The sequence below is a fragment of the Burkholderia sp. MSMB1588 genome (assembly GCF_001546925.1).
Classification (GTDB): domain Bacteria; phylum Pseudomonadota; class Gammaproteobacteria; order Burkholderiales; family Burkholderiaceae; genus Burkholderia; species Burkholderia humptydooensis.
Map to the genome: position 1 here is coordinate 1747248 of NZ_CM003770.1, position 25002 is coordinate 1772249.

Annotated in this window: 19 protein-coding genes; 3 read left to right on the plus strand and 16 right to left on the minus strand. The window is 69.2% G+C overall.

What is annotated here, in order from left to right:
* Window positions 1-9 precede the first annotated feature (9 nt).
* From tssI to tssB, 8 genes are all read right to left on the minus strand, one after another.
* Complete coding sequence (gene tssI, locus WS92_RS06990) at window positions 10-2994, minus strand: type VI secretion system Vgr family protein (RefSeq protein WP_059930418.1); 2985 nt, start codon at window positions 2992-2994, stop codon at window positions 10-12.
* A gap of 27 nt (window positions 2995-3021) precedes the next feature.
* Complete coding sequence (gene tssH, locus WS92_RS06995; RefSeq protein WP_059930421.1) at window positions 3022-5850, minus strand: type VI secretion system ATPase TssH; 2829 nt, start codon at window positions 5848-5850, stop codon at window positions 3022-3024.
* Window positions 5837-6859 (minus strand): type VI secretion system baseplate subunit TssG, encoded by a 1023-nt coding sequence (gene tssG / locus WS92_RS07000; protein ID WP_059930422.1) that lies wholly within the window; start codon window positions 6857-6859, stop codon window positions 5837-5839. Before tssG ends, tssH begins: the two co-directional genes overlap by 14 nt.
* Window positions 6847-8598: a type VI secretion system baseplate subunit TssF gene (gene tssF, locus WS92_RS07005; protein ID WP_059930424.1), complete on the minus strand. Its 1752-nt coding sequence runs from the start codon at window positions 8596-8598 to the stop codon at window positions 6847-6849. Before tssF ends, tssG begins: the two co-directional genes overlap by 13 nt.
* A gap of 28 nt (window positions 8599-8626) precedes the next feature.
* Entirely contained in the window at window positions 8627-9082 is a 456-nt protein-coding gene (tssE, locus tag WS92_RS07010; RefSeq protein WP_059930426.1) for a type VI secretion system baseplate subunit TssE, read from the minus strand.
* Entirely contained in the window at window positions 9061-9549 is a 489-nt protein-coding gene (locus WS92_RS07015; RefSeq protein ID WP_009915381.1) for an Hcp family type VI secretion system effector, read from the minus strand. Before WS92_RS07015 ends, tssE begins: the two co-directional genes overlap by 22 nt.
* 184 nt (window positions 9550-9733) lie before the next feature.
* Window positions 9734-11260, minus strand: coding sequence for a type VI secretion system contractile sheath large subunit (gene tssC / locus WS92_RS07020; protein ID WP_006028867.1), 1527 nt, complete (start codon window positions 11258-11260; stop codon window positions 9734-9736).
* Window positions 11257-11751 carry a type VI secretion system contractile sheath small subunit gene (gene tssB, locus WS92_RS07025; RefSeq protein ID WP_006028866.1) on the minus strand — a complete coding sequence of 165 codons (495 nt, stop codon included), beginning with the start codon at window positions 11749-11751 and terminating at the stop codon, window positions 11257-11259. Before tssB ends, tssC begins: the two co-directional genes overlap by 4 nt.
* Window positions 11752-12010: 259 nt before the next feature.
* On the opposite strand from tssB, the gene WS92_RS07030 reads away from it, so the two are divergent.
* The 3 genes from WS92_RS07030 to tssA are packed head-to-tail and all read left to right on the plus strand — an operon-like array spanning window position 12011 to window position 16277.
* Window positions 12011-13843: an ATP-binding protein gene (locus tag WS92_RS07030; RefSeq protein WP_059930428.1), complete on the plus strand. Its 1833-nt coding sequence runs from the start codon at window positions 12011-12013 to the stop codon at window positions 13841-13843.
* Window positions 13840-14574 (plus strand): response regulator VirG, encoded by a 735-nt coding sequence (gene virG / locus WS92_RS07035; protein WP_059930430.1) that lies wholly within the window; start codon window positions 13840-13842, stop codon window positions 14572-14574. The genes WS92_RS07030 and virG overlap by 4 nt, the downstream gene beginning before the upstream one ends.
* Window positions 14565-16277 (plus strand): type VI secretion system protein TssA, encoded by a 1713-nt coding sequence (gene tssA / locus WS92_RS07040; protein WP_059930432.1) that lies wholly within the window; start codon window positions 14565-14567, stop codon window positions 16275-16277. Before virG ends, tssA begins: the two co-directional genes overlap by 10 nt.
* A gap of 233 nt (window positions 16278-16510) precedes the next feature.
* Here the strand turns inward: tssA and bimD are convergent, their stop codons facing one another.
* The 8 genes from bimD to nirK form a co-directional block, all read right to left on the minus strand.
* Window positions 16511-16867: a protein BimD gene (bimD, locus tag WS92_RS07045; RefSeq protein WP_059930434.1), complete on the minus strand. Its 357-nt coding sequence runs from the start codon at window positions 16865-16867 to the stop codon at window positions 16511-16513.
* A 49-nt stretch (window positions 16868-16916) separates the two neighbouring features.
* The gene (gene bimA / locus WS92_RS31425; RefSeq protein ID WP_082743593.1) at window positions 16917-17978 is read right to left on the minus strand and encodes a trimeric autotransporter actin-nucleating factor BimA; all 1062 of its coding nucleotides are present in this window, start codon (window positions 17976-17978) and stop codon (window positions 16917-16919) included.
* Between the two features lie 48 nt (window positions 17979-18026).
* Complete coding sequence (locus WS92_RS07060; protein WP_059930442.1) at window positions 18027-19310, minus strand: autotransporter strand-loop-strand O-heptosyltransferase; 1284 nt, start codon at window positions 19308-19310, stop codon at window positions 18027-18029.
* A gap of 160 nt (window positions 19311-19470) precedes the next feature.
* Window positions 19471-20288, minus strand: a protein-coding gene (locus WS92_RS31430; protein ID WP_085954781.1) for an IS5 family transposase whose coding sequence is annotated in 2 segments (ribosomal slippage) — window positions 19471-19940 and window positions 19940-20288 — 819 coding nt in all. Because the reading frame shifts where the segments join, the coding sequence is not laid out codon by codon here.
* A gap of 85 nt (window positions 20289-20373) precedes the next feature.
* The gene (locus WS92_RS07065; protein ID WP_059931751.1) at window positions 20374-21399 is read right to left on the minus strand and encodes an N-acetylmuramoyl-L-alanine amidase; all 1026 of its coding nucleotides are present in this window, start codon (window positions 21397-21399) and stop codon (window positions 20374-20376) included.
* A 251-nt stretch (window positions 21400-21650) separates the two neighbouring features.
* Window positions 21651-22265, minus strand: coding sequence for an SCO family protein (locus WS92_RS07070; protein ID WP_059931753.1), 615 nt, complete (start codon window positions 22263-22265; stop codon window positions 21651-21653).
* On the minus strand, window positions 22262-23116 hold the full coding sequence (locus WS92_RS07075; RefSeq protein WP_059931755.1) for a formylglycine-generating enzyme family protein: 855 nt from the start codon (window positions 23114-23116) through the stop codon (window positions 22262-22264). The genes WS92_RS07070 and WS92_RS07075 overlap by 4 nt, the downstream gene beginning before the upstream one ends.
* 24 nt (window positions 23117-23140) lie before the next feature.
* Window positions 23141-24730: a copper-containing nitrite reductase gene (gene nirK / locus WS92_RS07080; RefSeq protein ID WP_059931757.1), complete on the minus strand. Its 1590-nt coding sequence runs from the start codon at window positions 24728-24730 to the stop codon at window positions 23141-23143.
* Window positions 24731-25002 lie beyond the last annotated feature (272 nt).

A 25002-nucleotide genomic window follows, 5' to 3' on the forward strand; every position in this document is an offset into this window, starting at 1 on the left:
ATGCGCCCGTCAGCCGAGCTGGATCAACTGGCCGTCGAATTTCAGCGACGCGCTGCCGTTCAGCTTGACGTTGGTCGCGCGCACGTCGATCGCGCCGTCGCTGCCGAGCTTGAGCGATGCGCTGCCGCAACCGGCCGCGATCTTGCCTTCGTCGAGCTCGACGCTCGATTTGCCCGCCACGACGCCGATCTTCGCCTCGCGCACGTCGAGCTTCGCCTTGCCCTGCGCATGCGCGAGCGTGACGCCGTCGGCCGTCGCGACAAGCCGGTTGCCCTTGAAGCCGAGCTGGGCGTCGGATGCGCTCATCCGCACGGCGCTCAGGTTATTCACGTGTTTCTCGAGCTTTTGCTGGAGGTTGTCGATCTTCAGCGTGACGAGCCTGTGCTTCGCGTTCAGTCCGGCGAGCTTCGCTTCCTTCGCCTTGATCGCGACCGCCGCGACCGCATCGGCGGGCGACGGCGGCGTGGGCACGAGCGCGCTGACGCCGAACGCGTTCTGACGGGTCGACAGCACTTCGTTTTCCGAAATGTCGGCTTCGAGATCGGCGATGTCCTTCACGCAGGCATCGAGATCGCGGCGCAGCCCGATCAGGTCCTTCAGGTCGAGCCTGGTGGCCGGATCGGCCGGCACCGCGAACAGCAGCGTGTCGCTCGCGTGGACGTGCGCGTGCTTCGCCGATTCGACGCCCCAGCGGCCCTTGCCGGCGCTCATCGCGACGCCCGCCGCGCCCGGCCCCTTCGCGTGCGTCGACCATGTGAGCCCGTCGACGGCGAGCGACATCCGCGTCGCGTGCGTGAGGTTCTTCGCGGCGAGGGCGATGCCGTGCTTGCCGAGCGACAGGTCGGCGACGAGCGGCAGCGCCTCCTGCAGCTTCGCGACGTTCGCGAGCAGTGTGCGCGCCGTCGCCATCAGCGCCGTGCTGACGGCGCTCGCGCCGGCGAACTGCGCGGCGGATATGCCGAAGCCCGCCCAAGGCAGATCGGCAACCGCGCCGCCGCCCTTGATGAGCCCCGCGGCGGCGGCCGCGGACCCGGCGTTCGCGAGGCCCGACACGATCATGAACTTGCGCACCGTGCCCTTGAGCTTGTCGAGCTGCTTTTGCAGCAGCGCGGATGCGTCCTGCCCGGCGGACAGCCGGATCGCGCCCGTCGCGGACTGCTTGTGCAGCGTCTGCAGCAGCGTCGACGCGCTGTCGTTGATCTCGAATGTCCGGCTGCCGGGCAGCATCCAGCGCAGGTTGCCCTGCAGCGTGGTCAGGAAGTTCGCGCTGACGTCGAGGCTGTTGCGCACGCCGACGTAGACGTCGGTGTTGCCGCCCATCGACACCGAGCACTTGAGCCCGCCCGAGAAGCTGTACGCGTTGCCGAGCGAGAAATCGAACTTGTTGCCGGACGTGAGGAGCGCGAGGCCGCCGCCGGGCCCGACCGCGCCGATGCCGATGTGGTTGTCCGGCGCGTGCAGCCACGTCGCCGCGCCGCTGCCGTCCTTCATGTAGAGCTGGTTGTGCTCGGTCAGAATCCGGTGCGCGGCGGGGTTGCGGCGCGTGACGACGCTGCGGTGCGACGAGTTGGGCACCGCGCCGACGATCACGGGGCGGTCGGGGTCGCCGCCGTCGAAGGCGATCTTCACTTCGGTGCGCTTCAGCAGCGGAAGGTGCATGCCGCGGTCGGCGCCCGCATAGGGCGTGGCCATCCGGATTCGCGCGGAGCCCTGGTTCGCGGGATGCGCGGTGTGCGCGAACGGAAAGCGCACCTTGTACTGCCCGTATTCGTCGAGCTCGGCGAGCTTGCCGCCGCCCTCGCCGTCGACGATCGCGCTGATGACGCCCGCCGCGCGCGGCTTCGGCGTCGCGCGCGGCGGCCGGTACTGGACGTCGGCGGCAATCGCGTCGAACTCGGCGCGATAGACGGGCGCGCCCGGCGTCGCGCCGAACGGCGTGTCGAGATCGGGAAACAGCAGGCCCGCCTGCGAGCCGCGATGCGTGACCGCCGTCACCAGATAGCGGCCGTCGAAATCCGCGCGATAGTGGCCCGCGAGCGCGACGAAGCGGCCGGCGCGCAGGCCGGCCGCGGTCGCCTCGCCCGAGAACCGGCGGCCTTCGCAGACGAGCGCCTCGGCGCGCAGCTTCGCGTAGCGCCGGCCTTCGTCCTTCGTGTGGAAATGCTCGTCGCTCGACACCCGCTCGCCGATGCCGTCGCGCGACACGCGCTCGCGCACTTCGAGCGGCAGTTCCGCCTTGCGGTGATTGAAATCGCGCAGCACGACTTCGCGCGGCAGCGGCGTCGCGCGGCACGCGAACGCCTGCACGCGGTTCGATTCGATGCCCGTGTCGAAGTCGGCCGCGGGCAGGTAGCGCAGCGCGAGATCGTCGGCGGGGCCCGGCTGATGGCGGCGGTCGTCGACGATCGCGAGCGTCTCGCGCTTGCCGTCGTGCTCGAAGTAGTAGTAGAGACCTTCCTTTTCCATCCAGCGCGACACGAAATCGAGATGGCTCTCGTCGTACTGGCAGACGAAGCTGCGCTTGCGATAGCCGCCGCCGTGCCGCAGGCGGTAGTCGCGGCTGCCGAACGACGCGCCGCGCAGCACCTGCTTCACGATGTCGGGAATCGTCTGCTCGTTCAGATAGACGTCGGATGCCTTGTACAGCGACAGCCGCCAGAGGCGCGGCACGAGCGTCGCGCGATAGACGGTGAGGTTGCGAAAGCCGTTCAACTGCTCGAATTCGGCGAGCACGCCGGCATAGCGGGTCGTGCCGGCGTCGCCGTATGGCGGCAGGATCGTGAGCGTGGCCGCGCGGCTCAGCATCCTCGCGAAGTCGATTCGCGGCTGCTCGCTCACGAGCGTCAGCTCGAACCGGTACGGCTGCGAGATCGCGTCGCGGCCGGTCAGGTCGACGACCTCGAACGCGGCGTCGTCGTACGCTTCGCTCGCGAACGTGAAGCGCCGCGCGTTCGCGGGCGGCGCGGCGGCATCGTGTCGGTGGGATGGCAACATCGGGAACTCCTGGGCGGCGGGGGGACGTCAGCGCGCGTTGGGCGCGTTGGGCTCATCAGATGCATCGAGCGCATCGGATGCACCCCGCGCATCGCCCCCGGCCGGCCCGTCGGCCGACACGGCGAAGCGGCCGCCGGCGTCCACCGCGACGCGGATCGCGGCCACCTGCGTCGCGTCCGCCGCGCAGACGAGCACGTGCTGCGCGAGCGCGGGCAACACGTGCCGTTGCAGGATGAAGTCGACGTTGCGCGCGCCCGATTCGACTTCGGTGCAGCGCGCGGCGACGTGCGCGACGACGGCGTCGTCGTAGACCACGCGCGTCGCGTGCTGCGCGGCGACGCGCGCCGCGATGCGTTCGAGCTTCAGCCGCGCGATGTCGGCGAGCGCGTCGGGCGCGAGCGTCGCATATGGAATCTCGGTCATCCGCGCGAGCAGCGCGGGCTTGAAATGGCGCGACAGCGCGGGCCGGATCGCCGCGCGCATCGCGTCCGGATCGGGGCGGGCGCCGTGCGCCGCGAGATCGGCGACGGCATCCGCGCCGAGATTCGACGTGAGGAAGATCACCGTGTTCGCGAAGTCGACTTCCTTGCCTTCGCCGTCGGACAGCGTGCCCTTGTCGAACACCTGATAGAACAGGTTCAGCACGTCCGGGTGAGCCTTCTCGACTTCGTCGAGCAGCACGACCGAATAGGGCCGCTGGCGCACCGCCTCGGTCAGCATCCCGCCTTCGCCGTAACCGACGTAGCCGGGCGGCGAGCCGATCAGCCGGCTCACGTCGTGCCGTTCCTGGAATTCGCTCATGTTGACGACGACGATCGAGCGCTCGTCGCCGAACAGCGCGTCGGCGACGGCGAGCGCGGTCTCGGTCTTGCCGGTTCCCGACGGCCCCGCGAGCAGAAACACGCCGAGCGGCCGGCGCGGATCGCGGACGCCGGCCGCGCCCGTCTTCACGGCCTGCGCGATCTGCCCGATCGCGTGATCCTGGCCGCGGATGCGGCGCCTGAGCGTATCGGCGAGCCGCAGCATCACGTTCGCGCGGTCGCGGCGCAGCTTGCCGGCCGCGATGCCGGTCCAGTCGGCCACGACGTCGGCGATCGCGTCCGGATCGACGTCGATTCGCACGAGCCGCGCGTCGCGTTGCGCGTGCTCGAAACGGCGGGTCGCGTCGGCGAGCGCGCGCGCCGCACGCTCGCGCGCGTCGGCGTGCGAGGCCGGCTCGGCATGCACGCGAGAGGCGGCTGCGGCGGCCCCGGCACTCGCATCGACATCGGCTATGTCGGCGATGTCGGCAACGTCGGCAACATCGACGGCGTCGGCCGCTTCAGCGGCATCCGCGGCCGCCCGGCACGCGCGGCGCGCGCCGACGAGCGCCTGCGCCGCGTCGCGCTGCGCCGCCCATGCGTCGCGCAACGCGTCGGCGCGCGCGGACAGCGCGGCGTGCTCGCGATCGATGTCGGCGACGCGCGGCGTGTCCGGCGCGCAGCGCTCGGCCAGTTCCTGCCGCAGCGCGCGCCGCTCGCGCTCCAACGCCTGGATCGCGCGCTGCGCGTCCTCGAGCGCGGCGGGCTTCGTCTGCTGGCGCACCTTCACGCGCGCGCACGCTGTGTCGAGCAGGTCGATCGCCTTGTCCGGCAACTGCCGGCCGGTGATGTAGCGCGCCGACAGCTCGGCCGCGGCGACGAGCGCGTCGTCGCGGATCGTCACGCCGTGCGCGTCCTGATAGCGGTCCTTCAGGCCGCGCAGGATCATCACCGACGTCGAGACGTCCGGGCTGTCGAGCTTCACCGGCTGGAAGCGCCGCGCGAGCGCCGCGTCCTTCTCGAAGTGCTTCTTGTATTCGCTCCACGTGGTGGCCGCGATCGTGCGCAGCTCGCCGCGCGCGAGCGCGGGCTTCAGCAGGTTCGCCGCGTCGGACGCGCCCGCCGGGCCGCCCGCGCCGATCAGCGTGTGCGCCTCGTCGACGAACAGCACGACGGGCGTCTGCGACGCGCGGATCTCGGCGATCACGCGCTTGAGCCGCTGCTCGAATTCGCCCTTCACGCTCGCGCCCGCCTGCAGCAGCCCGAGATCGAGGCCGAGCAGCGTCGCGTGGCGCAGCGTCGCCGGTACGTCGCCTTCGGCGATCCGCAGCGCGAGCCCCTCGACGACGGCCGTCTTGCCGACGCCCGGCTCGCCGACGCACACCGGATTGTTCTTGCGCCGCCGCGCGAGGATGTCGACGATCTGGCGGATCTCCGCGTCGCGGCCGAACACCGGGTCGATCCGGCCGGCGCGCGCTTTCGCGGTGAAGTCCTCGCAATAGCGGGCGATCGCGCTCGGCGCATCGTGCGCGTCGTTCGCATCGCCCGGCGCGGCGTCGCGCGCGGCGGGCCGGCTCGATTCGATCGATTGCGCGCACGCGCCGCTCGCAAAGCGCGCGACGAGCGCGTCCTTGCGCAGCGACTGCAGCACGTTGCCGCCGCCGGGCGACGGCTGCCGCGCCGCGCGCGCGACCGCGGCGGCGAGCACGGCCGCCGAGCGGATGTGCGTCTCGCCGAGCTCGAGCGACGCGATCAGCCACGCGTCCTGCAGCAGCGCGAGCAGCGACGGCGCGAAGGCGGGGCGTGCGCCGCCGCCCGCCGGCCGCGCATCGAGCGCCGCGTCGGCCTGCCGGCGCAGGCGCGCCGCGTCGGCGCCGCTCGCGCGCAGCAGCAGCGCGACGTCGGCCGACGGCTCGTCGCACAGCCGCGCGAGCAGGTGCTCGACGGCGACGTCGTCGTGCCGGCGCGCGACGCAGGCGCCGACGGCGTTTTCGAGCGCCGTCCGGCAATAGGGGTTGAGCTGTTCGATCAACGGTTTCGGGTCAACCAGCAGCATGATGGGGTCTCGCTTGATCAAAGAGGGAGGGCGGAAGACGGAATTCGGGCGACGCCGCGCGTTGGGGCGCCGGCCCGCCCAGCCACGCGTCGAGCCCGACGCGCGACCATGCGCGGCCGCCGCAGCGCGCGGGCAGCGCGTCGCGCGCGCGCACGCGGACCACGACGTCGACAGTGAACGGCTGCGTCAGATAGAGGCGCGCGAGGAACCGGAGCCGGCGGAACGCTTCGCCGCCCGGCATCAGCGCGCGGAACAGCGGGCCGGGCACGTCGCCGAGCACGATCCGCAACCGGGCGCCGTCGTCGCGCATGTGCGTGCCGACGCGCGCGTCGACGCCGAGCCGATGCGCGCGCGCGCCGACGCGGGTGCGCTGATCGCCGGGAATCGGCAGCCACTGCGGCACGCACGGCTCGATGTCGACCGTCGCGGGCGCGAACGCATCGGCGAGCAGCGCGCGCAGCCCGGACGCCGAGCGCGGCCGCTGGCTCAGCAGCCCGACGTAGCGCAGCAGCGCGTGCGCGTGCAGGCCCGCGTCGCGCGCGACGCGCGCATCGACGCCCGCGAGCGCGTAGAGCGGGCGCAGCGCGTTCTCGTCGCGCTCCTCGACGATCCGCAGCGACAGCCGATGCTTGAGCCAGGCATCGAACAGCAGCGGATAGAGCGCGCGATGCAGCACGTCGAGGAAGCTGCGCGCCGCGTGGCGGCCCTTGAACGCTTCGTCGATCAGGTCTTCGGTATAGAACGTCGGCAGCGGCGACGACACGCCGTACAGCCCGAAGAAGTTCGCGACGACCCGGTAGCCGCCGTCCTCCGCCTTGTCGATGCGCTCGATGTCGGTGTCCGGAAACGACAGCGCGAGATTCGGCCGCGTGTGGATCGGCATCCGCGCGTCGGGCCTGCACGCGGCCGCGTCGCGCCGTTCGCGGACGATGCGCCGCAGCAGCCGGATCGCCTGGAAATACGCGAAGTGCTTCGCCTCGCCGAGCAGCACGGGTTCTAGAGCAGGCATTGCGCCCCCATCCTCGGCGGCCACGCGAAGCGCCCGCCGTCGGGCGACGCGTCGATCTCGACGCGCGTATACGTGTTGAGCGCCGCGTATTCGGCCAGAAAGCGCTCGAGCACGCAGCCGAACAGATACAGCTCGCCCGCGCCGCCGAACGCGTGCGCGCGGCAGCGCAGCGCGACGTGCTGGCCGCTCAGCATCCGCTCGCCGACGATCCGCGTCTCGGCGCGCACGTCGACCGATTCGATGCCGTCGATGCGGCGGCGGTCGGCTTGCGCGCGCGCATCGTCGCCGCGCTCGCCGAACGCGTGGAGCGCGAGCATCTGCTTCAGGTTGTCGACGTTGCCGAGTGACAGGAAATTCAGCGCGAGATGGCCGATGGTCCGCCACAGCAGCGGCTCGCCGAGCGGCGGATCGAGCGGCGGGCTCACCGGCGCGATGTTCGCGAACGCGAAGCGCTCGGGCGAGCTGTCGGTCGGACGGCACACGTCGCCGATCTTCAGGCGCGCGGGCAGCGCGCCGTTCGTGCACGACAGGCCGATCGACAGCGTTTCCGTCGCGAGCGCCTCGCCGGGCGGATAGGCGAGCGCCAGATGGACGTCGTGCCCGCGTCCGTCGAGCGCCGCGCGGCGAATCAGCCGGTAGCTCGCGGCGTCGCCCGCGGCACCCGCGTCGCCCGCGACGCCGAACGGAACGTAATGCCGGTCAACAGGATGGCCGGGACGATAGCCGACCACGCGATCGACCGAGTGTATCCGGCAGTGGCCGTGCGCGTCGCCTTCGGGTTGCAGCCGGTAGTCGGTCGCGCGATGCTCGTGCTGGATCGGCACCGCCTCGTGCGCGAACAGGTTCAGCGCGGGGGCGACGTTCAGCCGGAAGCTGTCGCGATCGATGCCCGCCAGCCAGTCGGGGGCGCAATCGAGCGCGAGCCACACGCTGAACTGCGCGCCCGAGCGCGAGGCGCGCCAGCGCTCGAGTCCGCTCAGCTCGACGAACAGGAATTTCTCGGCGAACGCGAAATACTCGTGCAGCAGCCTGAAGCCGGGGAACGCGCGCTCGGGGCAAGGCAGCAGCGCGTCGTCGAAGCCCGCCGGCCGCAGCGCGCGGCTGCCGAGCGCGCAGCGCGGGCCGGGCCGATCCGGCGGGCCGCATGCGATGTCGACCGATGCGACGTGCCGCATCAGGAGCGCGAACAGCCGGCTCGCGTGCAGCCGCTCGCCGGCGACGAACAGGCGAATGCGCGCCGCATCCCATTCGCTCGCGTCGATGCCGAGCATCTCGAAATCGAGCCGCAGCGCGGGCCCGCCTTCCGCGGGCGGCACGAACCGGCAGCCGGCGAGCGCGATCGGCTCGACATCGAGGCTGCCGCACGTGCGGAACCGGCAGGCCGTGCCGTCGACGGGCGTCGATTCGATCTCGGTGCCGGCCGCGATCACCGCGCGCTCGCGCAGCGCGCCGCGCGGCTCGAACGCGATCAGCGTCGCCGCCGGAACCGGGCAGAGCGAGTGCGGAAACAACAGGTTCGCGAGCGCCTGCACGAGCTCCGGCAGGCCATCGTCGAGCTTTTGCCGCGCGAGCCCCGTCAGAAACGCGACGCCTTCGAGCAGCCGCTCGACGTCCGGGTCGCCCGACGGCGCGCCGAGCATCGGCGCGAGCAGCGGGTACGCGCGGCCGAACTCGGCGGCGAGCTCGCGCAGGCGGACGAGCTCGTCCTCGTAATAGCGATTCAGCGTGGTGGTGGTCATGATGGACGCGCGGTGAAATCGCGCGCGCTCAGCAAATGGTTCGGATATCGATCTTTCCGTTGCCGCCGACGGTCGTCAGAAAGCGCGCCGGCACTTCGCGCGCGTCGATCACGAGCTGCGCGTCGAGACTGAAGTGCAGCGTCGTCGCGCCGGGCGCGCGCTCGGCGAGCGCGATGCGCGGCGATTTCAGCCGCGGCTCGTAGCACGCGATCACGCGCTCGATCTGCGCCTCGATCTCGCGGGCGGACCCTTGTGCGAAGCCGCCCGCGAGATTCGTGAAGTCCGGCACGCCGAAGGCCGGATCGATCGGCACGTGGCCTTGCCGCGTGTTCAGGATGCGGCGCAGGTGATCGATGATCGAGCGCGTGAGCGCGTCGGTGCGAGGCAGGCGAGCATGCTCGCCGCCCGCCTCCCAGTCCGCGATGCGTTCGAGCAGGCGACGCCCGCCCGGCGGGCGCGCGCTCACTTCTTCGGTGTGAGCCATGAGTCTTCGGCCTCGATGCCGTCCAGCACGTAGGTCCACGTGATCTTCTCGTAGGTGAACGACACGTCTTCCATGTGACTGAGCTCCTTGTTGTCGAGCACGAGGCAGTTCGGCGTCCACGAGCGGATTTCCATCAGGATCGCGTTCTCGAGCTTGACCGTGTAGTAATGCTCTTGTTTGCCATCCTTATTGATCCGCCAGTACTCGAGCACGACCGACTTCATGTGCTCGCCGGACGTGAGCGCCTGCGCCAGCTTCGGCGACGACTTGTCGATCTCCTTCGTCAGCATCATCGGCCCGTGAATTCGCGGGCCGGTCGGCAGGCCGGTCTGCAGGTTCTTCGGGATCTCGATCTTGTGCTCGACGCCCTGGACGAGAATCTTGTTCTCGTGGCCCGCGATGGCGCAGGAGCCCTCGATGTTGCCCTGGGTTTCCCCTTCGAGCGTGAGATAGCACGGCATCGGCATGGTGAATTCCTCCTGATGTGGCGGCGCGCCGCGCGGCGCGCCGGATTGACGAACGCCGCGGCCCGACGCGAGGCCGCTGACGTGAAACGATTATTGGCGGCGCGGATTGGCTTTTCGTTTCGGCGCAGCGCCCGAACGTCACGGATGAAACATTCGGCGCGCAAGCGCCGAGGGCCGCGCGCCGTCAGCGCTTTTCGAGCTTGCCGACGAGCGACAGCGTGAACGACGCGCCCATGTACTTGAAATGCGGCCGCACCTTCATGTCGACGCGGTACCAGCCCGGCTCGCCCTCGACGTCCGACACGAAGATCTCCGCCTGGCGCAGCGGCCGGCGGCTGCGCACGCCCTCGGTGGGGTTGTCCATGTCCGCGACGTACTGGCGGATCCACTGGTTGAGCTCCTGCTCGAGATCGCCGCGCTCCTTCCACGTGCCGATGTTCTCGCGCTGGATCACCTTGATGTAATGCGCGAGCCGGTTGACGACGAAGATGTACGGCAGTTGCGTGCCGAGCCGGTAATTCAGTTCGGCTTCCTTGCCTTCCTTGCCGATGCCGAAGAATTTCGGCTTTTGTGTCGAATTGGCGGAGAAGAACGCGGCGTTGTCGCTGTGCTTGCGCATCGTGAGCGCGATGAAGCCCTGCTCGGCGAGCTCGAACTCGCGGCGCTCGGAAATCAGCACATCGGTCGGGATCTTGTTCTGGATCTCGCCCATCGCCTCGTATGCATAGAGCGGCAGATCGGCGACCGTGCCGCCGCCCTTCGGGCCGATCACGTTCGCGCACCAGCGGTAGTCGGCGAAGCTCGCGGTGAGCCGCGTCGCGAACGCGAACGCCGCGTTGCCCCACAGGAAATCCGCGTCGCCGCCATCGACGCGCTCGTCGTAGTTGAAGCGCTTGACGGGCGTCGTGTTCGCGCCGTACGGCAGCCGCAGCAGGAAGCGCGGCAGCGTGAGGCCGACGTAGCGCGCGTCCTCGCTTTCGCGAAACGCGTTCCACTTCGCGAATTGCGGCCCCTCGAACAGCGACGCCAGATCCTTCACGTTCGGCAGCTTGCCGAACGAATCGATGCCGAAGAACGCGGGGCCCGCCGCCGCGACGAACGGCGTGTGCGCCATCGCCGCCGTGCTCGCGGCGTATTGCAGCAGCTTGACGTCCTGCGCGCCCGGCCCGAACGTGTAGTTCGCGACGATCGCGCCGATCGGCTGGCCGCCGAACTGGCCGTACTCGGCCGTGTAGACCTTCTGGTACAGGCCGGATTTCGTGATGTCGGGCGAATCGTCGAAATCGTCGAGGAGCGCCGCCTTGCCGACGTCGAGGAACTGGATCCTGATGTTCTCGCGGAAATCCGTGCGCTGGACGAGGAACTTCAGCGAGCGCCACGTCGATTCGAGCTGCTGAAAATCCGGATCGTGGAGGATCGCGTCGACTTGCCGGCACAGCTTGCGGTCGATCTCGGCGATCATGTCGTCGATCGTCGCCTGGCTCACGGTCTCGATCGGGCGCTTCGGTTTCGCCAGATGCGCGACGAATGCCTGAATGCCTTGGCGCGTGATCGGATACGCGTCCTCGTCGCGCTTCACGCGCGCGGCCTCGATCAGCTCGTCGAGCAGCGATGCGGGGGAGTCGGGCGCCGCCGCGTGCGGCGCGTCGTCGTTCTTCGGGGATTGCAGGTGTTCGCCTTCCATGGTCGTCTGTTCCGTGTCGCGGTTCATTGGTCGTCGAGGCCGAGTTCGGTGAGCAGTTGCTTGCGCGCGCCCTTGTCGGCGACGATCTCCTGGATGCGCCTGCGAAAGCCCGGGATGTTGCCGAGCGGGCCCTTCAGCGCCTTCAGCGCGTCGCGCAGCGCGACGAGCTGCTTCAGTTCGGGCACCGTCTCGACGATCGCGTCGGGCGAGAAATCGTCGATCGATTCGAAGCCGAGCGCGACGGCCAGGCGTTCGTCTTCGCCCGCCTGATCGTCGAGCAGGTTCGGCACGCTCAGCGCGAGCCGAAGGCGCTGCGCCTTCATCACATCGTTGAAGTCGTCCTTGTCGACGTTCACGGGCGCGAGCTCCTCGAGCGGCGGTTTGTCGTCGGCCGTCGAGAATTCGCCGAGCACGAGCACCTTGAGCGGCAGCTCGACTTCCGCTTTCGCGTCGCCCGTGGCCGGGCGATAGACGATGTTGACCCGCTCTTTCGGCGCGACGGATCCGTTCGTTGTCATGTTGGGTTCTCCTCTTCGTTGTCGCTCGCGGGCGACGGTCGTGTCCGGATGCGCGCGGCGTTTTGCATGAAACGCTCAAAAGCCGCACCGGCGGGGCCAGTATCGAAGGAAAGACGGAACCGGCGTTAGCCGCCGGGTTCCAATTTTTGGTCGCCGCGTGCCGCCTTCGTTGCGGATGAAAAGAACGGCGCGACGCATCGCCAAGATCGATTGATGTCCGAAACAAAGACGGTTTAGTATTCGCCGACCGCTGAGACCTATGCACGAAAATTCCATCGATGCCGGCCCGCCCGCGCGCGCCCGGCCCGCACGCATCAAGCAGGCGTCGCGCCGCGCGCCGCGCCGCGGCGATCGCGCATTCGCGCCGGGCGGCGCGCTGAACGCGGCGGGGCTGCTGCTGCTGCTGTTCTACGCGAATCATCTGCTGACGCGGCCGGGCGCATGCACGTCGCTCAATCACACGCTGTCGGCCGTCGTGTGGCCCGCCCCGGTACTGGGCATCGCGTTGCTGCTACATTGCCGGCGGCCGCTCGCGTGGGGGCTCGGCGTGGTTTCGCTGTTCGTCACGCTGCTCGCCGCGGGCTCGCTCGACTGGGTGCCGTGGCGCGTCGACGCGCTGTTCGCGGCCGTCAACGCAATCGAGGCGATTGCGGGCGCGTGGCTCGCGCGGCGCTACGTGAGCCCGGGCGGCGGCGTGGACACGCTGCGCGGCTTCGCGATGTTCGTGCTGCTGTTGCCGCTCGGCATGGCGGCGATGCATGCGACGCTCGCGGCGGCGATCCTGTCCGTGTGGCTGAACGATCGCGAGTGGCTGAACGAATGGTCGCGTGCGTATGCGGCAAACGCGCTCGCATTGCTCGCGTTGCTTCCGGCGCTTCTCACGTGGAACGCGCGCGCTTGCCGCGCGGCGTGGTCGCGCAGCCGGAATCAGTTGCCCGCGCTCGCGACCTTCGGTTCGCTGTGCTTCGCATCGATATGGGGCGACCAGGCCGAGGTCGCGCGCGCGTTGCTCGCGCTGTCGTTGTGCTGGGCCGGGATCGAGGGCGGTCTCGTGCTCGCGTCCCAGCTCAACGCACTCGCGGCGATCGCCCTGATCGCGATGACGCTCGACGGCCGCGGGCCGTATGCATTGCATTACGACGGTCACGGCGTCTGGGCGCTGCAGGTCGATCTGATCGGCGTCGCGATCCTGTCGATGTGCATCGCGATCGCGACGGGCGAGCGACGCCGGCTCGCGCGGCAGATCGAGCGATCGCGCAGGTTCGAGTCGCTCGGCTTCTTCGCGGGCGGGATCGTTCACGACTTCAACAACGTGCTGACGACGATCGATTGCCATGCCGAATATGCCTCCGATCGGCTGGCGGGCGGCGCGCGCGCGGACGAGTCGATCGACGAAATTCATCGCGCGGTCGAGCGGGGGCGCGATCTGACGACGCAGATCCTGCTCGCCGCGCGCCGCGGCGAACCCGTGCTGACGCGGGTGAGCGTCGACGAGGTCGTCGACGACGCGCTCGCCGCGATGCGCGCGGCCGCCCTGCGCGGCATCGAGATCGTCCGGTGCGGCGATGACGCGTGCGGCGACGCGCGGCGTGACGACGCCCGTCACGTCGTATTCGCCGATCGCAGCCAGCTCGCGCGCGCGGTCATGAATCTCGTCGGCAACGCAGTGCGCGCGGCGCGCGCGACGGTCGTCGTGCGTATCGGTGCGAACGACGGCGCGAACGACGATGCGAACGACGGCGGCGCGCCGGCCGCCGACGCATTCGATGTCGCGATCGGCGAGCCGTCGGTGCCGGGCGGCGTATGGATCGAGGTGAGCGACGACGGCGACGGCATCGGCGTCGAGCCGCTCGACCGCATCTTCGAGCCGTTCTATTCAAACCGGTCTGGCGCGCCGGGCACGGGGCTCGGCCTGGCGATCGTCGCGGGCGCGGCGATCGCGCATCGCGGGCAGATCGCCGTCGCGACGGATCGCGGCGCGGGCAGCCGCTTCAGGCTCACGTTGCCCGCGGCGCACGGGACGGGCGCGTCGGGCGCACCGGGAGAAGCGGACGCCGGCGCGCGCGGCGCAGTACAGGAGAAGAAACGATGAATGCGACAAGATCGCCGGCGGTGCTCGTCGTCGAGGACGACGAGCCGTTGCGGCGCGTGCTCTGCAATTACCTGTCGGGCCACGGCATGGCCGTGGACGGCGTGGGGACGGCAGCCGCGGCCGCCGATTCGGTCGAGCGGCGCGAATACGAAATGGTGCTGCTCGACCTCGGTCTGCCGGATGGAGACGGCATCGACGTGCTGCTGCGCTGGCGCGATTCGCAGCGCTTTCCGCTCATCTGCGTGACGGGCCGAAGCGAAGAGGCCGATCGCATCATGGGCCTCGAATTCGGCGCGGACGATTACGTCGTGAAGCCGTACTCGCTGCGCGAGGTGCTCGCGCGGATGCGCGCGCTGTGGCGGCGCGCCGAGCCGTCGACAACGCCCGTGCGGCGCGGCAGGCATCCGCGCGCATACCGTTTCGACGGCTGGACGCTGAACATGAACACGCGCCGGCTGTCGACGCGCGACGCGCAGGACGTTCCGCTGACAGTCGGCGAATTCAATCTGCTGGCGTTTTTTCTCGGCTCGCCGTCGCGCATCGTCACGCGTGCGCAGTTGCTCGAGTGCACGCGCGCGTTCGACGACGTGTTCGATCGCGCGGTCGACGTGCAGATCTGGCGGCTGCGCAAGAAGATCGAGAAGAATCCGAAGCATCCCGAACTGATTCGAACGGAGCGCGGCGTCGGCTACTACTTCGCCGCGACGAACGTGGAGACGCTATGGGAATGAGCGAACGGCCTCGGCCGGGCGGCGCGGCGCCGGTTGCGCGCCCGCCCGTGGATGTCGACGCGCTTGCCGCGCTGGGGCGCACGGACATCGATCCAGCCGCGCCCGCGGGGGCCGACGTGCGCGCCGACGCGCGGTTCGATGCGCTGCACGCGGAACTCGCGAAGCTCGCATCGCCGGGCGCGAGCGGGCACGTCGACTGGCGCTCGGCGATGAATCTCGCCGCCGGGCTGCTGCGCGATCGAGGCAAGGATCTGCTCGTCGGCTGTTATCTGGCGGGCGCGCTGCTGCAGATCGGCGGCGCGGCGGGGCTGCGCTGCGGGCTCGAAGTCGTCGGCGATCTCGTCGAGCGTCATTGGGGCGCGATGTCGCCGCCGGTGGCGCGGATGCGGGCGCGGCGCGGGGCGCTGCAATGGCTGCTCGATCGCGTCGACGCGACGCGGGACGCCGGCGCGGCCGCATGCGGCCGCGCTTGTCCGGCCGAACTGGTCGGGCAATTGCGCGCGGCCGCGCGGCGGATCGATGCGCTGCTGGCGGAGCGCGACGACGACGCGCCGACGATGCGCGCGGTGAATGCGTTCGCGGACCGGCTGCCGGTCGAGCCAGTCGAGTCGAACGCGATGGATGCGCCCGTCGAGGTGGGCGAGACTTCCGCGAGCCTCGCGGCCCGCTCCGCCGGGCAGGCATCAGTCGAGCCGGCCGATCGTACGGCGCTGCGCGCGAACGCCGACGCCGCCCGGCAACCGGCGTCGCTCGCCGATGCGGCCGGCCGCGAGCGCGCGCTCGCCGATGCGCTCGCGCAACTGCATCGCATCGCAGCGGCGTTCGCGCAAGCGGACTGGACGGACGTGCGCGGCGTCCGGCTGCGCCGCTTCGCGTGCTGGTCGAGCGTGCACACGCTGCCGGACACGGAAGCGGACAGCGGACGGACGCGGATCGCCGCGCCGAATGCGCAGATCGTCGACGTGGCGAAAGGCATCGACGTGCAAGGCGAGCCCGCGGATGCCGTCCGCTTCGCCGAAGAGCACGCGCAGGCGTTCCCGCTCTGGCTGGATTTGCAGCGGATCGCCGCGCGCGCGCTCGCGCGCGGCGACTGCGCCGACGCGCAACGCGAGGTGGAGGCGGCGGTTCGTGCGCTGCTCGCGCGGCTGCCGGGCCTCGATGCGCTGAAATTCGCGGACGGCACGCCGTTCGCCGACGACGCGACGCGCGCGTGGCTCGCCGGGCTTTCCGTGCAGGGCGGCGCGCGGAACGCGGCGGCGCCGCTTTCGTCTTCGCCGTCCTTGCCGATGACGGGCGACCCGGATCGTGCGCAGGGCGATGCGCGCGAAGCGGCCGCCGACGACGCCATCGATCGTGCGAGCGCGCTCGCCGCAAGCGGCCGGATCGATCTCGCGCTACAAGCGATTCAGCAAGCGATCGATCGCGCGCCGGGCGCCGAACGCCGGTTGAGGGCGCGCATCCGGTTGTGCGAGCTCGCGCGCGATCATTGGGCGCATGAGATTCCCGACGCGTTCGCGCGCGGCGTGATCGAGCCGATCCGCCGGCACGACTTGCTCGCATGGGACTCCGAACTGGCGCTCGACGGCTTGTCGGTCGCGTATGCGCTGCTGATTCGGCGCGATCGAGATTCGGCGCATGCGCGGACGGTGCTCGACGAGATCGCGGGCGTCGACGCGGCGCGGGCGATGCGTTTGTCGATGTGAAGGGAAACGCGCGGGACGCGGCGCGGCAGGGCGCTTGCCCGTGCATGCGCCGAGCGTGCCGATGCGAAGCTGTGTCGTTCGCTCGCGTAACGGGGGCGCGGCGATCGCGCGAGAGGGGGCGGGGTTGTCGTTGCCGCGCATGCAGCGCGTGGCGTGCGGCGCGCGAAGAGCGAAGAGCGCGCCGCGACGTGCCGCCGCCCGTAAGCGGTCGGGCACGTCGCGGCGCGAGCGGATCAGGACATCCGGGAATCGGCGGCGGCCGGACCCGGCTGTAGCGCCTGTGCGGGCGCATGGCGCGCGCCGCTCGGCGCGGCGCATGCCGACGTGGCCGGGTCGGCGGACGGCGCCGCCTTGATCGTGTTGAAGATGCCCCAGCCGCGATTGATGTACACGCCGGTCTCGTGCTCGCCGCTCATCGACCGGATGCTCTCGTTGAACTCTTCCATGTAGGAGGGCCTGCCTTGCGAGGCCGACGCGCCGGCGTCGACATGCGTGACGGGCGCGGGTTCGGCGTCGCGAGTGCAGCCGCCGAGGCTCGCGATCGACAACGCGAGCGCCGGGAGGGTTGATAGAAGGATCGGAAATTTCATCGTGCCGTTTGCTTCCTTGACGATGTGTGCGATGCGCGCTTGCGGGCGCTCACCATTGCCAGCTCATGCCGACGCCGACCGTATTGCCGCCTGCGCTCATCGCGACGCCCGCGCGCACCTTGAGGTTTTCGCTGATGCGCGCGGTGCCGCCGAGCGCGACGGCGCGATGGCCCTTGTAGACCGCGCCGCCGACGCCGATCGACAAGGTCTTGTCGCGGTCGACATCGGGAATCATCGTCAGCGCGGTTGCCGCGGCGACGCCGGAATACGCGTCGCGCGCGGTGTCGGAGATGCTCTGCTGAAGGTCGCCGATGCGCTGGTTCGTGTAGGCGTTCGCATTCGACATCGCGAGGTTCAACTGACCGACATTCACGGCATCGGTGGCTTGCGTGCCGGCTGCGACGTGCACGATTTGTCGTTCGTCACCGTGACGACCGACGGATACCGTGTTGTTACGATCCGCTATGGAGCCAGCGCCGAGCGCGACAGTATTTTGACCGGACGCATTTGCTTCGGCGCCGATCGCAGTTGACCGGCTACCGCTCGCTTGAGCGAGCCATCCGCTCGCAAGTGAATCGCTGTCCTTAGCGCGTGCAGGGAGGTCAAGAGCAATAGAGTTCGTGCCCATTGCTGAGGCACCGGCCGAATTGAAGTTGATGGTGACGTTTGTCGCGGGTCCTGAAGTTGGTGTCGCGTTAGGAATCGACGGCAGTTGTGTCGGCTGTGTCGGCTGCGTCGGCGGTGTCGGCGGTGTCGGCGGTGTCGGCGGTGTCGGTGTCGGTGTCGGTGTCGGTGTCGGTGTCGGTGTCGGTGTCGGTGTCGGTGTCGGTGTCGGCGGCGGCGGCGGCGGCGGCGGCGGCGGGACTTTGTTTGGTAGCGTGCGGTTCCCAACTGGTTTCAATTTAATGCCACCTTTTTTTATCTGCTCGATCACCGCGTTAAACGCCGTACTTTCAGCCTGTTCGATAGCGAGCGCATCCGTGGAAAAGCCGAGGGCCAGCGGAGCGATGGACGAACATAGCAGATGCGCGAAGCGCTGAAATTGAACGGTCGATGCGGCTCGCCCGGTGTCTTGTTGAGCATGAGAGCGGGGAAGACGGTGATATTTCATACGGTGAGGATGTATAGAACCAATGAGACGGATTGTCGGGTGGGGGAATCAACTGGCGATAGCAGGAATCGATCGAATCGTGTGCTTGATTTGCTCGACGCTCACGAGCCGCGCACATTCGAACTGCCGCAACGTCCCCGCATGACGCGGGCACGCCGACGCATCGGCATCGTCGAAGTTCGCGCTTGCGTCGTTCCAGCAGCTATTGCACGCATGGAAATTGATCACGCGATACGGCGTGTCGAATTCGCTGACGGGATGCGTGAATCCGCTGATGAGCACGACGGGCGCGCCGGCCGCCCATGCGAGCCACGCGAGATCGCCGGGCACGCCGATCAGGCACGCCGCATGCCGCAGCCACCGCGCGCGCTCGGTCCACGGCGTGTCGGGTGGAAGAACGTGCGCGGCCTGCGTGAGCGCGCTGCTTTCGTCGACGACGTCCGGCGAAGGCGAATCGACGCAGACGATCCGATAGCCGGCCGCCGTCAGAAACCGCTGCAAATCCCGCCAGCCGCCGGGCCGCTCCCAGCGCGCGCAGCGCAGCGCGCTTTGCGCGGCGATGCAGACATAGCGGCCCGCGAGCGGCCGGCTGTCGTCGGCTAGCTCGATGCGCGGCGGCGCCTCGCGCGGATCGACGCCGAGCATGTACGCGGCGCTGCGGTGCGCGCCGACGAGTTGCGGCGCGCTTGGCTGGTACGCGCGCGCTTCGTCGCCGGAAAAGCGCCCGAGCCGGTACGTCGCGTAGTAGCACTCGGGCTTGACGAGCTCGGGCGTCACGAACTCGATGTCCGGGTGGCCCGGTTTGAGCAGCGAGATCAGCGGCGCCGGCATCGAGCACGTCAGCCTGCAGCGATGTTGCCGCTGGAATTTCACGGCATAGCCGAACCAGCCGAGCGCCTCGCCAAGCCGCCCCGCTTCGAACTGAATCAGCACGGGCTTGCCGTGCGCGTCGAACTGATGCTTGAAGACGCGCTTGCCGCCCGCGTCGATCTCGATCAGGAACGGCACGAAGTGCTTCCGCGTGCTCGTCACGACGCCCGCGCCGATCTGCGTGTCGAACAGCGGCATGTCGGTGTGCGCGTCGCGCAGGCGGACCGTCCAGTCTCCGTCCGGCAGCAGCACGCGGCAGCCGTCGTTGAAGTCGAAGCGCACGCCTTCGGTGCCGGACCACGTCGGCATGTCGGCGGGCGGCGTGAAGCCTCGCGCGTGCGTTCCGTTCGGCGCGGCTATCGGCTGCGGTGCGCACGGATGTGATCCTGAGAACGTGACCTTCGGCACGTCGTACGCGCTTCGTCTGGCGTTCGCATCGGAATACGAAAGAGAGGAGTGCATGATGACAATCGTTGTTCGGTGGCGCGCCGCAATGCGGGCGAAAAAGGCGCGTGCGTCTTGGTGCGGAACCGCGCGCGCGGCGATGGCCGTTGCACGGCGACGCTTTTCCGCTTGCGACGCAACGCGCAGGGAGGTCGTTACGTTCGACTAAGAGACGGTTTCATAAAGACTGCTGGGCTCGCCGCAGGGTATTCCAGCAGATCAGGCAGCAGCCGAGTTTGAGGAACGCTTCGTGAATGTCGGCGCGACGTTCAAAGCGAATACGTAGACGGCGGAAATGATGCAGCCAAGCATGAGTACGTTCGACGACCCAACGGACTTTTCCAAGGCCACTACCGTGCGGCTGACCGCGCCGCGCGATGCTGGTGGGGATGTTGCGCTCGTGAAGGATGCGTCGGTATTTGTCGTGGTCGTAACCACGGTCGGCGTAGACGCGGGCAGGACGGCTCAGAGGCCGTCCACGCACGCCGCCGATCGGCACAATGGCCTCGATCAGCGGAACCAGTTGGGTGACGTCGTTACGATTGGCGCCGGTCAGGATTGCCGCGATCGGCGTTCCGTTGGCGTCGGTGGCGATGTGGTGCTTCGACCCGGGTCGAGCTCGATCGGTGGGGTTCGGGCCAGTTTTTCGCCCGCCCCAACCGCACGAATCGACGATGAGTCGACGACCACACGGGAGAAGTCGATCTTCTCGGCTGCTCGCAGTTTCGCCAGCAGCACCGCGTGCAGTCGATCCCACACACCGGCTTGCTGCCAATCGCGCAGCCTGCGCCAACAACTTACGCCTGAGCCGCATCCCATTTCGGACGGTAAGTCGCGCCAACGAATGCCCGTCTTCAGCACAAAAAGGATGCCCGTCAAAGCCGCACGGTCCGCTACCGGCTTGCGACCGGGGTACTTGAAGCGGCGCGGCTTTGGCGGAGGTAGCAGTGCTTCGATCAGTGCCCACAGTTCGTCATCAATGATTGGCTTACCCATCTCCTTGGCCCGTCTGTCACGACGGCCAAGGTTAACAGGATGCTGAAAAAGTTAACAGCCCCTTGGACTCTTTTTGAAACCGTCTCTAAGCGAGTGGATTCGCATCGGCGAAGCCCAATGCCGGCGCCTGATCGTTTTTTTCAGGCGTGGAGGCTTTCTCGTCGCGCAACGGCTGCTCGTCGCGCGCGATGTACTTGTCCAGCAGCGCATCGAGTATCGCGACGGTTTCGACGTCGGGCACGCCGTCGTATCGTGCTGGGCGGAAATGCATCTGGAATGCCGCGATCGCGTCCGTCGTCCGCAAATCGAGCGCGCCGGTTTGCGGCGTGTCGTAGCCGTATGCGAGGAGCTTCGCCTGGAGTTCGGCGACCTCTCCGCGAAACGGCCGGCAGGCGCGGTAGTACGCGACGGCGATCGCGTCCGGCCACGCGCCGACGCCGTATTGCTCGTACAGCGTTCGCCACGGAAAGAGCGGGCCGGGATCGAGCTTGCGGCCGGGCGCGATGTCGGAATGCCCGACGACCTTCTGCGGCGGGATCGCGTGACGCGCGACGATGTCGGCCGCGAGTCGGCCGACGGCCGCCATCTGCTCGTCCGGGAACGGCGACCATCGGCGCTGCATCAGCGGCGCGTCTTCGTCCGCATCGGGAAAGCCGGCGTTGACGATCTCGATGCCGATCGAGCCCGCGTTGAGCAGGCGCTCGCCTTGCCAGTAGCTGACGCCCGCGTGCCACGCGCGCCTCGATTCCGGCACGAGCGCGAACACGCGAAAGCGCTTGCCTTCGTCGGCCGCATCGGGCACGAGATAGTGCGCGCTGACGGGCCGCGTCGGATCGGTCAGCAGTGCGACGGAGCGCGCGAGCGGTTGCGCGGTGTAGTGCAGCACGAGCGTGCGCACGCGCGAGTCCTGGTTCGGCGACGAGATCGACGGGTCGATCGCCAAGTCATGCGCACGGCGTGCGTCGCTTGCGCTGCGCGGGTTGCCGCCGGCGGCATGCGTGGCGTACGGCGATGCGAGCACGCCTGCGGTGCATAGCGAGGCGCGCGCAATGAATCGGCGGCGTTTCGCGTTCGCGATGTCGTCGCGTCGCGTTTGACGTGGTTGGCTCATTCAGTGGTTCCTCTTGGGCGAGCGTCCGGCGCGATCCCGGTAGCGGGACGATCGCGATCCGCATCGCGATGCATGCGCCGACAGAACGGCTTCGGCAGCGGTAGCGCCGATCGTTCGGCCGATCATTCAGCAGCGCGATTATTTCAAGCAGCGGGCGTTTGGGCGTCGGGGAAACAACCGATATCGGGCGATTCGGTCACGTCGATTATTGAAGCGCTCGAAGCGGCGCCGTTCCGGACGCCGCCGTCCTTTCATTGCGCGGCGAGCTGCTTGCGCATCGCGTCGACGAACGCGGGGTCCGTCTCGCCGAGCGTGTTCGTATGCGCAACGATGCGGCCGTCGGCATCGAGCAGCACGATCGTGCTCGAATGGTTGAATTCGCCGCTCGCGAGCTTGCGGTACTGAACGCCAAGCAGCGCGGCGACGGTCCGCGTGCTGGCGCGGTCGGTGCGCGCGAGCCGCCAGCGCGCGTCGAGGCCGTGCGCGTTCGCGGTCTTGCGCAGCACCGCAACCGAATCGCGATCGGGATCGATCGTCACCGCGACGACCTTGATACGCTTGCGTGCGGGCTCGCCGCCCGCGTCGAGCGTGAGGCCGATCGTCTCGAACAGCATCGGGCATACCATCTTGCACGACGTGTAGAACATGCTGACGAGCGTCGGCGTGCCGCGCAGATCGGCAAGGCTAAATGTTTTGCCATCCTGATCGGTCAGCATTGCGTTCGCCTGATACAGCGAATCGCTTGCCGACGCGACGGCCGCAGTGGTTGCGGCGGCGGCAAGGCCCGCGCCGTGAGCCGCCGTCGCGACGCACGCGGCGGCGATCAGCGCGAGCGCGCCGCGCGGCCCGAGAGAGTCAAGCTTCATGGTTGGTCTCCTGAAATCGAACGGGCGCAGCGAAAGCCGAGGCTTCCGGTCGAATCCGCGCCGGTGAGGGAAGACAGCAGCGCGACGCGCATCAGCACCGCGTAGCTGTCGCGGCGCACGATGCTGATCGCGCCTGCGCCGCAGAAGCGCTGCTGGTCCGGGTCGCCTTGCGTGCGGCTGTCGCCGCTGATGAAAAGGGCGTTGAAGTCGTCGACCCATTCCCAGATCAGCCCGTGCAGGTCGCGCACGCCATAGACGTTCGGCGCGCCGCCGACGCTCGGCGGCACGCGCGCCGCCGGCTGCTCGTACCACGACAGGATCTGCCGGCGCCACAGCGGATCGTTGCGCGCGTCGGTGCGCGTCGCGTCGGCGGCCGCCGCGTACTCCCATTCGAGCCACGTCGGCAGCCGCGCGCCTTCGCTCGCGCAATACGCGCGCGCGGCGAACCAGCTCACGCCCGTGACGGGCGCGTCGGGCGGCGTCGCGGAAGCCGGCTGCAGCGGTTCGGCCCAGTCGACGAGATACGCGGGGCCGGCGAACACGCGCGCGACGCGGTCGCGCCGCCATTCGGGATGCGTGCTGACGAACGCGGCGAACGCGCGAACCGTCACCGGCGTATCCTGCAGCTCGAACGCGTCGATGTGCACGGGCGTCGAGCGGCCCGGCACATCCTGCGGCAGCGCGCTCTCGAAATCGCCGCCCGGCAGCCGCACGAAGCGCGCGGCGTGCGCGGCGTGCGCGGCGTGCGCGATCGTCACGCCGAACGCGAGCGTCAGCGCGACGATCGCGAGGCCGGCGAGCCGCGCGGCGCTCGCCGCACGGCCGGCATGGCGTGGTGTCGACGCGCGCATGGCGGTTCTCCCTGACGCCGGCGCTCAGTGCGCCGCCTCGGCGACGGCCGGCGCTTTCGCGCGGGCCTTCGCGACTTCGTCCGCGCTGATTCGGCCGCCCGGATTGTTCCAGTTGTTCAGCACGTAGGTCAGCACGTTCGCGACTTCGTCGTCGGTCAGTTGCGCCATCGGCGGCATCGCCGAATCGTAGTCGCGGCCGTTGAACGTCACCTTGCCGTTCAGGCCGTGCAGCAGGATGCCGACCGCGCGCTTCGGATTCGCGGCGAGGAAGTCGGAGCCGGCGAGCGGCGGGAACACGCCCGGCAAGCCGCTGCCGGCGCTTTGATGGCACACCGCGCAGGTGCTCGCGAACACCGCGCCGCCCGCTTTCACCTGCGCCGGCAGCGACGGCGGCGCGGCGCTCGCGGCGGCGCCCGTCTTCACGAGCGAGGCGCCGCCCTTTGCGTCGGCCTTCGCGTCGGCCTTCACGCCGGCCTTCACGCCGGCCGTGGCGGCGGCGGGCGATCCGGTCGGGCCCGATCCCGCCGCGGCGGTGACGCTGTCGCCGCTATACGGCGCGTCGAGCTCCTTGCCCGAATAGATCGCCTTGTCGTCCGGGCCGTCGACCTTCAGGATCGCGAGCGCGCCCTTGTTGAACGCGCGGAAGATCGAGTGATCGACGAACGTGTAGTTGCCCGGCACGCGCGTGTGGAATTCGATCGTCGCCGCGCCGCCCGCCGGAATCAGCGTCGTCTGCACGTCGTTCTGCGTGACGCTCGAGCCGTCCGCGCGCACCTTGTCGAACACCGCGCCGATCACGTGAAAGCTCGACACGAGATTCGGCCCGCCGTTGCCGACGAACAGGCGCACCGTCTCGTCGGTGCGCGCGCGCATCGCCTTGTCGCCCGTCAGCGCGCCTTCGGCGCCGTTGAAGACGACGTAGGTCGGGCGCTCGTCGATCGCCTTGTCCATGTCGAACGACTGCAGCCCCTTCTCGCGATACTTGCCGTTCGTGTAGAAGTCGCCCTGCATCACGTAGTACTCGTGGTCGACCTTCGCCAGTCCTTCGGGCGGCTCGACGAGAATCAGGCCGTACATCCCGTTCGCGACGTGCATGCCGACGGGCGCGGTCGCGCAGTGATAGACGAAGAGTCCTTCGTTGAGCGCCTTGAAGGTGAAGCGCGATTCGTGGCCAGGCGCGGTGAAGCTCGACGTCGCGCCGCCGCCCGGGCCCGTCACCGCGTGCAGGTCGATGTTGTGCGGCATTTTGCTGTCCGGACGATTCTTGAGATGGAACTCGACCGTGTCGCCTTGCCGCACGCGGATGAAGTTGCCGGGCACCGCGCCGCCGAAGGTCCAGAACGTGTAGTTCACGCCGTCGGCGATCGGCATCACTTTCTCGACCACTTCGAGATCGACGATGACCTTCGCCGGATAGCGGCGCGTGATGGGCGGCGGCACGTTCGGCGGGCTCACGAGCGTCGCGTGAATCGGCTTGCCCTGCGGCGGGCCGAAATCGCCGGGCACCTTGCCCGTGGTGGTGGCCGCCTGCGCGCTCGCCGCGACCATCGCGCCGAGCAGGACGGACAGGAACGTGGCGCGCAGTTGGCCACGGATCGGTTGCAGGTCTTTCATGATCAGCCCCTCGCTGGCTTCGTTTCCTCCAAGCTATCGATCGCGGGGTGGTCGAGTATTGATACGCAGCAAGTGCATCTTTAAGGGTGCGGCAAGGTCGGGAAATTACTTAATCCAGATGAATTCCGGGCGGCGCGGCTGCGCCCGCTTGCCGCAAGTCGTGCGGGGTGCGAACGGTTCGCGCGCTATGCGCGAACCGTTCGCCGTCTGCGTGGGGAGGCGCCGTCATGCGCGGCGCGATTGCGGATAAAAAGTGGCCGACCGGTCACGGT